Annotated in this window: 12 protein-coding genes; all 12 read left to right on the top strand. The window is 51.7% G+C overall.

Annotation, left to right across the window (positions count from 1 at the left end):
- Nucleotides 1-4: 4 nt before the first annotated feature.
- The 12 genes from BMW55_RS17990 to BMW55_RS17935 all read left to right on the top strand — a co-directional run bounded on the left by BMW55_RS17990 (nucleotide 5) and on the right by BMW55_RS17935 (nucleotide 12,839).
- Entirely contained in the window at nucleotides 5-1,048 is a 1,044-nt protein-coding gene (locus tag BMW55_RS17990) for a C-terminal binding protein (protein ID WP_089973090.1), read from the top strand.
- A gap of 2 nt (nucleotides 1,049-1,050) precedes the next feature.
- Nucleotides 1,051-2,088 (top strand): TRAP transporter substrate-binding protein, encoded by a 1,038-nt coding sequence (locus BMW55_RS17985; RefSeq protein ID WP_089973087.1) that lies wholly within the window; start codon nucleotides 1,051-1,053, stop codon nucleotides 2,086-2,088.
- Between the two features lie 25 nt (nucleotides 2,089-2,113).
- A complete protein-coding gene (locus BMW55_RS17980; protein WP_089973085.1) occupies nucleotides 2,114-3,367 on the top strand; it encodes a nickel pincer cofactor-dependent isomerase, group 22 in 1,254 nt (417 codons plus the stop codon).
- A gap of 52 nt (nucleotides 3,368-3,419) precedes the next feature.
- Entirely contained in the window at nucleotides 3,420-5,624 is a 2,205-nt protein-coding gene (locus BMW55_RS17975) for a dihydroxy-acid dehydratase domain-containing protein (RefSeq protein WP_089973082.1), read from the top strand.
- A complete protein-coding gene (locus tag BMW55_RS17970) occupies nucleotides 5,621-6,553 on the top strand; it encodes a U32 family peptidase (protein ID WP_089973079.1) in 933 nt (310 codons plus the stop codon). The genes BMW55_RS17975 and BMW55_RS17970 overlap by 4 nt, the downstream gene beginning before the upstream one ends.
- 23 nt (nucleotides 6,554-6,576) lie before the next feature.
- On the top strand, nucleotides 6,577-7,338 hold the full coding sequence (locus tag BMW55_RS17965) for an IclR family transcriptional regulator (RefSeq protein ID WP_089973076.1): 762 nt from the start codon (nucleotides 6,577-6,579) through the stop codon (nucleotides 7,336-7,338).
- A gap of 41 nt (nucleotides 7,339-7,379) precedes the next feature.
- Nucleotides 7,380-8,261, top strand: coding sequence for a fumarylacetoacetate hydrolase family protein (locus tag BMW55_RS17960; protein WP_089973074.1), 882 nt, complete (start codon nucleotides 7,380-7,382; stop codon nucleotides 8,259-8,261).
- A 16-nt stretch (nucleotides 8,262-8,277) separates the two neighbouring features.
- On the top strand, nucleotides 8,278-8,586 hold the full coding sequence (locus tag BMW55_RS17955; protein ID WP_089973071.1) for a UxaA family hydrolase: 309 nt from the start codon (nucleotides 8,278-8,280) through the stop codon (nucleotides 8,584-8,586).
- Nucleotides 8,576-9,739, top strand: coding sequence for a UxaA family hydrolase (locus BMW55_RS17950; protein ID WP_089973069.1), 1,164 nt, complete (start codon nucleotides 8,576-8,578; stop codon nucleotides 9,737-9,739). The genes BMW55_RS17955 and BMW55_RS17950 overlap by 11 nt, the downstream gene beginning before the upstream one ends.
- A 25-nt stretch (nucleotides 9,740-9,764) precedes the next feature.
- Nucleotides 9,765-11,234 (top strand): alpha-ketoglutaric semialdehyde dehydrogenase GucD, encoded by a 1,470-nt coding sequence (gucD, locus tag BMW55_RS17945; RefSeq protein ID WP_089973066.1) that lies wholly within the window; start codon nucleotides 9,765-9,767, stop codon nucleotides 11,232-11,234.
- A 71-nt stretch (nucleotides 11,235-11,305) separates the two neighbouring features.
- Nucleotides 11,306-12,115, top strand: coding sequence for an ATP-dependent sacrificial sulfur transferase LarE (gene larE, locus BMW55_RS17940; RefSeq protein WP_089973063.1), 810 nt, complete (start codon nucleotides 11,306-11,308; stop codon nucleotides 12,113-12,115).
- Nucleotides 12,116-12,149: 34 nt separating this feature from the next.
- Complete coding sequence (locus BMW55_RS17935; protein WP_089973062.1) at nucleotides 12,150-12,839, top strand: urease accessory protein UreH domain-containing protein; 690 nt, start codon at nucleotides 12,150-12,152, stop codon at nucleotides 12,837-12,839.
- Nucleotides 12,840-12,965: the final 126 nt, after the last annotated feature.

Raw genomic sequence — 12,965 nt, 5'->3', positions numbered from 1 at the left:
AATGATGTCCCGCTGGAAAGTGGTCGTCACGGATTGGGAGTATCCCGATTTGCGCTATGAAGAACAGGTTTTGCAGCATGAGGGGATCGAGCTTGTTTCCGCCCAGTGCCGCACAGAGGATGAAGTGATCGAAGTATGCAGGGATGCGGATGGAATCATCAATCAGTATGCCCCGATCAGCCGGAAAGTGATTGAATCGCTCAGTCGATGCAAGGTCGTTACCCGCTACGGGGTTGGCGTGAACACGATTGATCTCGATGCAGCGACAGAAAGCGGGATCTGTGTGGCCAATGTGCCTGACTATTGCATGGATGAAGTGTCCGATCACGCCCTTGCCCTCCTGTTGAACGGGGTGCGCAAAATTTCCGTTACGAATGAAGCGGTGAAAAAGGGCGTCTGGGACTATAAAGTGATGCAACCGATTTACCGGCTGCGGGGGCGTACCTTGGGGCTGGTCGGTTTCGGGAACATTCCGCAAGCACTTGCGGATAAAGTGAAGCCGCTGGGACTCAAGGTGATTGCCTATGATCCGTTCGTTCCCGAACAGACGGCGAGCGAAAGGGGTGTTGCGCTGGTCTCCCTCCCTGATCTGTGTAAACAGTCTGATTTCATTTCCGTCCATGCACCTCTTACCCCGGCGACGAAGGGATTGATCGGCAGGGAACAATTTCGGTTGATGAAACGGGAGGCGTATTTGATCAACACGTCCCGCGGACCGGTGATTGATGAGCCGGCATTGATTGAAGCCTTACAGGAACAACGGATTGCCGGAGCGGCCCTTGATGTGGTTGAGGAAGAGCCGATTCGTCCGGATCATCCTTTTCTTTCCATGGAGTCGGTTACACTGACTCCGCACGCGGCCTGGTATTCGGAAGAGTCTGCCCGGGAAATGCGCTTAAAAGCGGCATTGGGCATTGTCGACGTGTTGATTCACGGGGAATTCCCCAAATACCTCGTCAATCACCAAGTCAAGGATCGATTGTCCTTAAAGTCCGGAAAAACCGCTTATGACTTGACTCATTACTCTCTGGCAGAAAGGGGCTCGTAAACATGAAAAAATGGATGAATCGATTGGCGGTCAGTCTGGTTATCCCGGCGTTGATCGTTACTGTGACCGGTTGTCAGAGCGGAGGCACGAGTGCCAATGCTCCCATCCAAAACCGGATCATTAAGGCGGGAATCGGTTTAAACGAAGACCACCCGCAAGCCCAGGGCTTACGAAAGTTTAAAGAGATCGTCGATGCAAAAAGCAACGGGAAGTTAAAGGTCCAACCCTACTACAGCGCTCAATTGGGAGACGATTTAAAAATGACTGAAGCCCTCAAAGCCGGGCTGCAGGAAATCACGATTCCTTCCACCTCGCCGTTGGTGGGGACGGTCAAAGAATTTGGCATATTTGACTTTCCTTACTTGTTCAACGATCCGAAAGAGGCGGATGCCATTCTGGATGGACCTGTCGGAAAGAAAATCCTGGACAAATTGCCTGAGCACGGTCTGATTGGGCTGGGCTACTGGGAAAACGGCTTCCGCAATTTGACCAACAGCAAACATCCGGTAGCCCAGGCGGCTGATTTTCGGGGGTTAAAAATTCGAACATTACAGACAAAGGTTCATATCGATGTGTTTAAGGCCCTGGGTGCCAACCCCACACCGATGCCTTTCTCGGAGGTGTTCAGCGCCTTGGAGAGCAAAACGGTGGATGGTCAGGAAAATCCCTTGCCTACGATTGAATCCAATAAATTTAATGAAGTCCAGCCTTACCTCAGCCTGACCGAGCATGTATACACCCCGTTTGTCTTTTTGGTCAGCAAAAAATTCTGGGATCGCCTCTCCGAAGAAGAAAAGAAAATCCTTCAGGAAGCCGCGGTCGAAGCGGGCAAATTCCAGCGCGAAGCGAACCGGGCCCAGGTGGAAAAATCCCTGGCCAATTTAAAGGCAAAAGGAATGAAAGTGAATGAGTTTCCGGATGAAGAGAAGAAAAAGGTGAAAGAGACCATTCAACCGATTTTGGACCGGTATGCAAAAGAGTTTGGTCCCGATCTGTTTGAAGAGTTGAACCGGGAGTTGCAAAAAGTGAGGGGCCAATAATCTTTGATGAACAGGAGGGGATATCATGGGTGTAATTGATGAGTTGCTTCAGGGAATTCCTCTCCCGCGAATGGTAAAAGTCAGGCAGAAGTTTCACGCTCCGGAAGTTCCGGATGTGGCCCGGGCGGTTCAGGATACCATCCGGGAAACAGGGGTTCTTCAGAGAGTCTCACCCGGCGACCGGGTGGCCATCGCGGTTGGAAGCCGCGGGGTCGCAGAGATCCCGGTCTTGACCCGGGAAGTGGTCAAGGCGATTCAATCGGCAGGCGGGCAACCGTTCATCGTTCCGGCGATGGGAAGTCACGGCGGAGCGACTGCCGAGGGACAACTGGACGTATTAAAGCAACTGGGGATAACGGAACAGACGGTTGGAGCCCCGATCCGGTCGAGCATGGAGGTGGTGCAGGTGGGAAGGCTGCCGAACGGCCTTCCCGTCTACACCGATCAACATGCTTACGAAGCCGATAAAGTCGTCGTGATCAATCGGATTAAACCCCACACAGCCTTCCGCGGACGCGTGGAGAGCGGTTTGATGAAGATGATCACGATCGGGCTGGGGAAGCAGAAAGGAGCGGAAGCGGCCCACGCGTACAGCTTCAAATACATGGCTGAACATGTTCCGGCTATGGCTAAAGTGGTGATGAGCCGTGTTCCGATAATCTTCGGACTGGGTACGATTGAGAATGCTTACGATCGCCCGGCCAAAATCATCGCTGTTCCTTCCGAAAAGATCGAAGAGATTGAACCTGAATTGCTGGTGGAAGCAAAAGCGCTGATGCCCAAAATTCTCTTCGATCCCATGGATGTGCTCGTCGTGGATGAAATCGGAAAGGATATCTCCGGTGACGGAATGGATCCCAACATCACGGGGCGTTATCCGACTCCATATGCCAGCGGGGGACCGGAAGTGAAGCGAATCGTCGTGCTGGGGCTGACAGAAAAAACCCACGGAAACGCGAACGGAATCGGTCTGGCCGATATCACCACGAAGAAAGTATTCGATGCGATCGATTGGAAGAAGGGATATGCCAACGCCCTGACCAGTACCGTCGTGGATGTGGTCAAAATGCCCATGTTTCTGGAAACGGAGAAATTAGCCGTGCAAGCGGCCATCAAAACTTGCAACTGTTTTGATATGGAAAAAGTGCGTCTCGTCAGAATTAAAAATACCCTGGAATTAAAAGAAATCTGGATCTCCGAGAGCTTGTTGCCCGAAGCCATCGAACGGGAGGATGTGGATGTGTTAACCGGACCCGCCCCGATCGAGTTGGAAGGCTAATCGAATAGTTGGTTTTTGTGCGAACCAGATCCATAAAAAGGAGGAAACGGATGTGCCAGCCCGATATCCCAAGATTGAAAATGGCGTCAATCCATACCGGGATAATGTCCAGGGGAAAGCAAATGAGCCGATCACGGTGGCTGCCCTTTTAGACCGCTCCAAACAAATCCTTGGCAGCGCATATGAAGGGCCGGTCCCGGATTGGACATTGGAAGAAATCTACAACCGGCTGGAGGAAAACGCCCCCCGGATCGCAATTATCGGGGGATCGGCAGACCACCCCGCGCACATCATGGATAATCAAACCTCCGCACGGGCTGCGATCCGCATCTGGGAAAACGGGGGAGTTCCTTTTACTTTCTCCACTCCGGTGATGTGTGACGGGACGGCCCAAAGCAATCAGGGGATGAGCTATTCCTTGCAAAGCCGGAATGCTGTTGCCCAGATGGTGGTCAACCAGTTGGAGGCTCACAGTTACCACGGGGCGTTTGTGATTCAAGGCTGTGACAAACAGCCTCTGGGGGTTGTCAGCGCGCTGGCTCATGTGGACCGAATCCGGCGAATTCGCGGGGAAGCTCCCTTTTTTGCCACATTTGCCCCGGCACATGTATTGAAAGGAGGAACGATTCCCCCTGATTTAATGGAAGAATTGGAAGATGTGGCCAGACGGGCGGAACAATCCGGGGCACAGGAGATTGCTGATGATTTGCGGGATACCATGTCCTATATCCTGCAATGCTCCTCCAATACCGCGTTCCAGGGAGTTCTCATCCGGGCACGTGAAAAAGGAATCATTACGGAAGCCAAACACAAGGATGTTGAGAAAAGACTGGCGGTCAATACCTGTGACGGCAAAGGAGGAATATGTGCCTTTAATGGAACGGGAAACAGCTCGCGCCATTTAGTGGCCGGGTTGGGGTTGGTTCACCCCGCTCTTGAGTTGCTGACCGAGCCGCCGAACCAGGAACAGATCAACCGGGCGCTGGATGATCTCTCTTTGATGATCAACAATCCCGTCTTTGGCGTCCAGAATATCGTAGGAACCAACATCAAGAATGCCATCCGTATCCACAGTGCATCCGGAGGCTCCACCAACCTGATGATGCACCTGGTCGCAGCGATGCTGTACGCCGGATATCAATTCAGTTTGTGGGATTTGAAAAAGATCCATCAAGAATATCCGATTCCGGATTTATTTGATTACAGCTTGACACAAGGCAGGGATATTTTTGCGCTGGCTATGCAGTGTTGCAGCGGAAAGATCAGGGGAATGGAAACTTTATTCTATGAACTGCTGGAAAATGGGGTGCCGATGGATCTCGATGCACCCACGGTGACCGGCACCAGTTGGCGTGAGCGGCTCCGCAACCGGGACCGGCTGCCGGCTTCCAATGTATCGGACAACCCCATCATTTTATCTGCTCCCCGGCGCCCGTTCAGCGGTGTGGATGTGTTGACAGGCAATTTCTTTGAAAGTGCCGTGGTAAAAATAAGCGGGATGACGACACAACAACTGAATGAGTTTGATAAGAAAGCGGCCTTTGTCCTCTACTATGAAAATGAAGAGGAGGCCAACCGGGGCCTGCTGGATTCTCAGTTGCTGGACCGGTTGAGAAGAGAGCGCCGTTTTGCGCATGACCGGCTCTTGGCCGTATTAAAACAGAATGATCCCGAACACTATGACGATTGGAAGGGATTGGATTATGACCGGTTGTTTGAACATTTGGTCGACCATTCGGTATTAAAAATTGCTGTCATCATCGCCGGACAAGGACCGGTGGCGTTTGGGATGCCGGAAATGTTTACTCCGATGCAGCATATTAACGCCAACCGGAAATTGAGAAAACTGGCAACCGTGATCAGTGACGGACGATACTCGGGTGTCACATACGGAGCGGCCATCGGTCATCTCACCCCTGAAGCCATTGAAGGAGGAGGAATTCTCTATCTGGAAACCGGGGATCTGCTCTTCCTCCATTTGAGCCAACGCGAGATACAATTTATTGAACCGGATGCCTTTTGCCGGGGACAACTTTTATTTGAGTTTGATTCCGTTCGTGAGCAGCGCCAACGCCTTGGTGAAGCGAGACTGGCCAACATCAGGAAGCGCCAACGGTTCGTAGCCCCGAGCAACCGGCTCGCCGGGCATACGGATGCCGCCCACGGAGTGGTTCCCGCAGCAGTCGCCGAAGCTGCCTATCTGGATTACAAAACGGATGTTGTATTTCTATCTCACAAACCGGAGGGAATCCAATGAAGGAAACTCTTCAAGTGATCGAACAGCTGGGCTTTCCCGCGAAGGATTGTCATGATCTTCCCACCTCGACAAAAACGTTCCCCGACGGAGCCCAGTATCGGGTCGAAATTCCCAGTGTGGAAGGCCCGGCATCCTTTGCCGCCGTCCTTGAAGCCTGCAAAGAATACGATGTACTGGTCCACCGCATCTCGCAAGGCAGCGGAATTATGCTCTTAACGGATGACGAACTCCGGGAGATGGCTGAAATGGGCCTCAGGGAAAAGCTGGAAGTGAGTCTGTTTGTCGGCCCGCGCGGCACTTGGGACATTACGGCCATGCCTTGGGCAAGTGCCGGAAAGATAGCAGGACTCAGGGTACAGGGAATGGATCAGCTCGCCTATTCGATCGAAGACATTAAGCGTGCCTGCCGCATGGGAATCAGAAGTATCCTAGTCGCTGATGAAGGATTGCTGTGGCTGGTGAATGAGTTTAAGAAAAAAGGAGAACTTCCGGCTGATCTGGTTGTAAAAGTATCGGTGCAAATGGCCCATGCCAACCCGGTTTCAATTCGCCTGATCGAGCAAATGGGAGCGGGAACCTACAATGTCCCCACCGATTTGACGTTGGCTCGTCTGGCAGCCATCCGCCAGGCAGTGGATATTCCGATCGATATTTATGTTGAGGTGCCGGATGATCTTGGCGGTTTTATTCGTCATTACGAAATACCGGAAATCATCCGGGTGGCTGCACCTGTATATATCAAGTTTGGACTCCGAAATTCGCCCAATATTTATCCTTCAGGAACACACTTGGAGCATGTTTCCGTTTCTTTGTGCCGGGAACGGGTTCGGAGAGCCAGAATCGGGTTGGATATGATCAAGCGTTATGCACCCCATCTGAAAACATCCGAAAGAGGTGCGATTGGATTGGGTGTTCCGGTTACTGAATAAGCAATGCCCCGGGGTGAGCTAACATGCCAATGATTCAAGCAGTGGATCGTGCCCTTAGAATCCTGGATCTGTTTGATGAATACGATACGGAATTAAAAATAACAGAGATCAGCGCACGGATCGGCCTTCATAAAAGTACGGTTCACTCCCTGTTAAAAACCCTTCAGTCACATGGATATATTCAGCAAAATCCTGAAAACGGAAAATACAGACTGGGTCTCAAATTGCTGGAACGGGGAAATCTCGTCTTGCAGGGAATGGATCTTCGAAATCTCGCGAGAAATATATTGGTCAAACTGTCCGTTCAAACCGGATTAACGGTCCATCTGGTTATCTTTGACGGAAAGGAAGGCGTATATATCGACAAAGTGGAGGGAACCTCCGGCATTGTCATGTATTCCCGCATCGGGCGCCGGGTTCCGATCCATTCCAGTGCAGTGGGCAAAGCGCTGGTCGCTTTTCATGAGCCGAACAAAATAAAAGAGATATTATCCGGTTATGTGTACACGAAGCATACTCCCAACACGATTACCAATGAGACTGACTTTCTCAAGGAACTGGAACGCGTTCGGGCCATGGGTTATGCCATAGATAATCAGGAAAATGAACCGGGAGTCCGGTGTGTGGCAGTACCCATTCGCGACCATTCGGGAGAAGTTGTTGCGGCCATCAGCGTGTCTACACCGATCTCCGGTCTGAAAAATGAATCCGAAGATCACATTGTTACCCTGTTGAAACAAGCAGCCAACGAAATCTCTCAACAATTGGGATACGGTTTTTGTTAAGACAAAACCCGGTTTTATATTATCGTCTGGGAGGAGTCAGCATGAGGATCATCCGTTTTCTGGAGGACGATGCTCCTGTCATGGGGGCGGTAACAGATGAAGGGACGGTGTACCGACTCGCATGCACCGATTTTTTGGATTTGGTGAAAAAGGCAAAAGTGAATCAATCAACCCCTCTTCAATGGGTGAGGGAATCCATCAGACAGTCTTCTCCTCTCCGGCAAACATTAGCGGATTTGCATCTGCTCGTCCCGATTGATGCTCCTGAAGTCTGGGCGGCAGGTGTGACTTATGAGCGTAGCAAAGAGGCGCGAAACTTTGAAGCAACCGGCGGAAACACGAATCAAGTCACCGTTTATGACAAAGTTTATGAGGCCCCGCGCCCGGAGCTGTTCATTAAGTCAACTTCCCGCAGGACAGTAGGGCCCAACCAGCCCATCTATTTGCGCAGTGATTCCAATTGGCAAATCCCGGAACCTGAGCTGGGGCTGGTCATCGACCAACAAGGAGAAATTCTCGGCTTTACCATCGGAAATGACATGAGCTGCCGTGATATTGAAGGCGAAAACCCGCTCTATCTCCCCCAGGCTAAAATTTGGCGTCATTCTTGCTCGATTGGTCCAAGTATTCTTCTCGCCGAATCCGTCGCCGATCCCTATCGGTTTCAAATTACCTGCCGCATTTACCGGCGTGGCGAGAAAGTCGTGGAGGGTACGGCAAGCACCGGGCAGCTGAAAAGGAAACTGCATGAATTGATTGAGTATTTGATCAAGGATAATCAAATCTTTGACGGAACGGTTTTGTTGACAGGTACTTGCATTGTTCCGCCGGATGACTTTACGTTACTCGATGGGGACCGGATTGAGATCGAAATTTCGGACATTGGGATTTTATCCAATCCGGTGAAGCAACCGGCTGGTTAAGTAAGGAGGCCGAACCATGGAGACAGTTTACAAGACGGTGATGATGAAACCTCAAGACAACGTGGCTGTCGCATTGAGCAACATTCCGGCGGGCACGGTTGTCCAGATGAAATGCCGGGGCAAAATCATGACGGTGAAACTAAAAGATTTGATCGAATTTGGCCACAAATTTGCCGTTGTTCCCATCAAATCCGGAGAAGACGTGATCAAGTACGGAGAAGTGATCGGCCTGGCTGTTAAAGATATTGCGGTGGGTGAGCATGTCCATATCCACAATGTGGAAGGAAAACGAGGAAGAGGGGACAAGATGAGCCATGCAAAATAAACTTTGGGGTTACCGGCGGCCGGATGGTCGGATGGGCGTGCGGAATCATGTGCTGATTCTGCCGACCATCACCTGTGCGACACAGGCGGCTCATCAGATTACCCAGCTGGTTCACGGGACCGTTTCCTTTATTCATCAACACGGCTGTGCCCAGGTAGGAGCCGATTATGAACAAACATTCCGGACCTATGTGGGATTGGGGACAAATTCCAATGTGTACGGGGTCGTCGTGTTGGGACTCGGTTGTGAAACCCATCAGGCAAGAGAGATTGCCGCAGAGATTGCCAAAAGCGGAAAGCCGGTCGAAGTGGTTTCCATTCAAGATTACGGCGGAACGCTGATGGCCATTGCACAGGGAGCGAAAATCGCCGCGCAAATGGTTCAGGACGCATCGGCCTTGTCGCGTGAACCTTTTGACTTCAGCGAATTGATTGTGGGGACAGAGTGCGGGGGTTCCGACGCGTGCTCGGGACTATCCGCCAACCCGGCCGTTGGCGTGGTCAGCGATCTCATTGTCGATCACGGCGGTACGGCCATCCTGGCCGAGACCACCGAGCTGATCGGCGCGGAGCATTTGCTGGCTGACCGGGCAGTGGATGATAAGGTCGCCAAGCGCGTTTATGAAGTGATTCAAGCCATGGAGAATCGCGCCATCCGGATGGGGGTGGATATCCGGACCGGCAACCCCAGTCCCGGCAATATAAAGGGAGGGCTCACCACGCTGGAAGAAAAATCACTGGGAGCGGCAGCCAAAGCAGGAACCCGTCCCTTACAGGAACTGATTGATTATGCGCAGATCCCTTCAAAAAAAGGATTGGTATGGATGGACACGCCCGGCCACGATATCGAGCAATTAACCGGGATGGTGGCCGGAGGGGCGCAGATCGTCCTGTTTACCAGCGGACGGGGAACCCCCACCGGTTCTCCGATCGCCCCCGTGATTAAGATTGCCACCAACACACCGATGTTTGAAAAAATGAAAGACAATATGGATGTGAATGCGGGAACGATCATTGAGGGCACTGAGACGATTGAAGACGTCGGCCGGAGGATTTTTGCGGAAATCGTGTCGGTGGCCTCAGGAAAGTTGACCAAGTCGGAAATCTTAAAACAGCATGATTTTGGTATTTGGAGAATTGGACCCACTTTCTGATCATCCTTGCAGGAGGTAATGCCAGATGACGACACAAGCCCAACAAACCGTTACTTACCGAAACTATGTGAACGGGGAATGGGTAGCGGCATCCACCCAGCAGTTAGATGCCAGCATAAACCCGGCAAACAAATCCGAAATCGTGGGATATGTGCAAAAATCGGGCAAAGAGGACTTAGACAGGGCCGTACAGGCCGCCAAATCCGCACAGATCGGTTGGCGCAAGCTCTCCGGTGCTACAAGAGGCGATTATCTCTATAAAGTGGCAGACATCCTCGAAAAGCGAACGGACGAAATCGCTGAAACGATGACCAGGGAAATGGGGAAAACCCTGCCCGAAGCCAAAGGAGAAACAGCCAGAGGTGTTGCCATCCTGCGTTATTATGCAGGTGAGGGGATGCGGGAAATCGGAAATGTGATTCCGTCCACCGACAGTGAGGCATTGATGTTCACGACCCGTGTTCCGCTGGGGGTCGTTGGCGTCATTACCCCGTGGAATTTTCCCGTTGCCATTCCCGTCTGGAAAATCGCTCCCGCGTTGATCTACGGAAATACGGTGGTCTTTAAACCGGCACAGGAAACCGCTGTGACGGCTGCAAAAGTGATTCAATGTTTTGCCGAAGCGGGGGTTCCGGCCGGAGTTGTCAACATGGTGATGGGCGACGGCCCAGTCATTGGCCATGGAATCGCCGCACATCCGGGTATTGACGGAGTCACCTTTACCGGATCGGAACAAGTGGGCAAAAGCGTGGGTCAAACGGCTTTGGCCCGCGGGGCGAAATACCAATTGGAGATGGGCGGAAAAAATCCGGTGATCGTGTTGGCGGACGCAGACCTGGACCAAGCTGTCGAAGCTACGATCATTGGCGGTTTGCGCTCGACAGGACAAAAGTGTACGGCGACCAGCCGGGTCATCGTTGAACGTGCGGTTTATGAGCCGTTTAAAGAAAAATTGCTAGCCAGGGTGAATGAGCTGAAAATAGGTGATGGCCGGGAAAAAGAGACCTGGATGGGTCCGTGCGCGAGCGAAAAACAGTTAAGAACCGTTCTCCATTATATTGAAAAAGGGGTGGAAGAAGGGGCGACACTGCTTTGCGGCGGGAAACAGCCGGACGGTGAAGCCCTCAAAAACGGATTTTATGTGGAGCCTACGGTATTTGAACATGTGAACTCCGGCATGACGATTGCCCAAGAAGAGATCTTCGGTCCCGTACTGGCCCTGATGAAAGTGGACAGCCTGGAAGAAGCGATTGAGCTGGCCAATGATGTGGAGTACGGCTTAAGCGCATCGATTTTTACCAAAAACATCGGCCATATTTTAGCCTTTATTCAAGACATCGATGCCGGTCTTGTCCGGATCAATGCGGAAACAGCGGGTGTCGAGTTGCAGGCTCCATTTGGCGGAATGAAACAATCCAGCTCCCATTCGAGAGAACAGGGGCGCGCCGCGATTGAGTTCTTTACGGCCGTGAAAACCGTGTTTATCAAGCCGTAAACAACAAACGAAGAACAGCGTGAGTTCCCGGACTCACGCTCCACCTTTTCTTATCACAGGAGGGAGAGGGCATGGATTTAAGGGAAAAAAATAAAAAGTTAGGCCGGATTCTGCACGACATGGAGCAAGTGATTGTCGCATTTTCGGCAGGCATCGATTCTACCTTTGTACTGGCGCGGGCGGCCGAAGAGTTGGGAGACAAGGTATTGGCGGTCACAGCCGATTCCGAGACATTTCCGGAGCGGGAGTTAAACGAGGCGATCGAGCTGGCCGGGCAACTGGGAGTTCAACATGAGATCATCCAAATTGTTGAAATGGAAAATCCCCATTTTGTCGCCAACAACCCGGATCGTTGCTACTACTGTAAAGCTGGCCTTTATGCTACGCTCACCCGTCTGGCGAAAGAACGAAACATCCCCTGGATTCTCGATGGCGCCAACATGGATGATTTAGGCGATTACCGGCCCGGCCGCAAGGCGGCAAAAGAATATGAAGTCCGCAGTGTGTTACAAGAGGCAGGCTTCTACAAGGAGGAGATTCGCCAATTGGCACGGGAAATGGGCTTGCCGAATTGGGATAAACCTTCTTTCGCTTGCTTGTCCTCCCGTATTCCGTATGGGCAGCGGATCACCCTTGAAAAAGTGAGACAATTGGACAGGGGAGAACAAGCGCTGAGAGACCTTGGTTTCCGGACGCTGCGCATTCGGCATCATGATACCATCGCCCGGATTGAAGTGCCGCGCGAAGAGTTTGAAAAAGTACTCGCCTATGCCGATCAAATCACAACCGTGTTAAAAGAGGAAGGGTTTACCTATGTAGCGCTTGATCTGGAAGGATATCGCTCCGGTTCGATGAACGAGATTTTGCGAAAGCTTTCATAGCATTTTTCAGTTCGAATCTGTTGGGAGTGAGTGCATGGAAACGGATTTACTCTCCGTTCTGGCATTGGGTTTCTTGCTGGGAATCAAACATGCCATGGAACCCGATCATGTGATCGCGGTATCTACGATTGCCGGCCGGAGCAAAAAATTATGGCGCTCTTCGTTAGCCGGTGTGTTCTGGGGAATGGGGCATTCGGTAACTTTATTCATCGTTTGTATGGCACTGATTCTGATGAAAGGAACAATTCCCGGGAAGTGGGCGCTGTCCCTGGAATTCACCGTCGGCCTGATGCTTGTCTATCTGGGAATAGTGAACATTTTCTCCATTAAGCAGGACAGCGTACTGCCTAAACATTTTCATTTACGTAAGCCCGGCAGGATCAATTCCGACCATGAACGGAGAAAGGTTTCTTATTTTCAATCGGCACTGGTGGGGATGGTCCATGGTCTCGCTGGAAGCGCCGCGATGGTTCTGCTGTCGATGAGCACAGTAAGACATGCATGGGAGGGTGCCCTGTATATTCTCATCTTCGGGGCGGGAACGGTCGTGGGAATGTTCCTTGTTACAACCATGATCGGAATTCCGTTTGTACTTACCGTCAAAAAGGGCAGCATCCATCAATTACTGACTCGGGTGACCGGTGCCATCAGCACATGTTTTGGCTTTTACTACCTGTATCATTTAGGAATCACAGAGGGGCTCTTTCAACTTTGGATTCAATGAGCTGCGCTGTTTCAATCAATTGCGGCAACACCGAAGGGGATGCTGCGGCGCCTATGCTGAAGAGGGTTGACCCTGCCATCCCCATACCCATCTGGAACATGAAGGGGATCCCTTTCCCCGCTGCCG

This window comes from Lihuaxuella thermophila (genome assembly GCF_900110165.1).
GTDB lineage: Bacteria > Bacillota > Bacilli > Thermoactinomycetales > Thermoactinomycetaceae > Lihuaxuella > Lihuaxuella thermophila.
This window is presented reverse-complemented; position numbering and strand designations above follow the sequence as displayed.

Bases quoted from the DNA above. Each gene is read 5' to 3' on its own strand.
- BMW55_RS17955 (WP_089973071.1), top strand. From the start codon at position 8,278: ATGGAGACAGTTTACAAGACGGTGATGATGAAACCTCAAGACAACGTG.
- BMW55_RS17960 (WP_089973074.1), top strand. From the start codon at position 7,380: ATGAGGATCATCCGTTTTCTGGAGGACGATGCTCCTGTCATGGGGGCG.
- BMW55_RS17935 (WP_089973062.1), top strand. From the start codon at position 12,150: ATGGAAACGGATTTACTCTCCGTTCTGGCATTGGGTTTCTTGCTGGGA.
- BMW55_RS17950 (WP_089973069.1), top strand. From the start codon at position 8,576: ATGCAAAATAAACTTTGGGGTTACCGGCGGCCGGATGGTCGGATGGGC.
- BMW55_RS17970 (WP_089973079.1), top strand. From the start codon at position 5,621: ATGAAGGAAACTCTTCAAGTGATCGAACAGCTGGGCTTTCCCGCGAAG.
- BMW55_RS17980 (WP_089973085.1), top strand. From the start codon at position 2,114: ATGGGTGTAATTGATGAGTTGCTTCAGGGAATTCCTCTCCCGCGAATG.
- gucD (WP_089973066.1), top strand. From the start codon at position 9,765: ATGACGACACAAGCCCAACAAACCGTTACTTACCGAAACTATGTGAAC.
- BMW55_RS17990 (WP_089973090.1), top strand. From the start codon at position 5: ATGTCCCGCTGGAAAGTGGTCGTCACGGATTGGGAGTATCCCGATTTG.
- larE (WP_089973063.1), top strand. From the start codon at position 11,306: ATGGATTTAAGGGAAAAAAATAAAAAGTTAGGCCGGATTCTGCACGAC.
- BMW55_RS17965 (WP_089973076.1), top strand. From the start codon at position 6,577: ATGCCAATGATTCAAGCAGTGGATCGTGCCCTTAGAATCCTGGATCTG.
- BMW55_RS17985 (WP_089973087.1), top strand. From the start codon at position 1,051: ATGAAAAAATGGATGAATCGATTGGCGGTCAGTCTGGTTATCCCGGCG.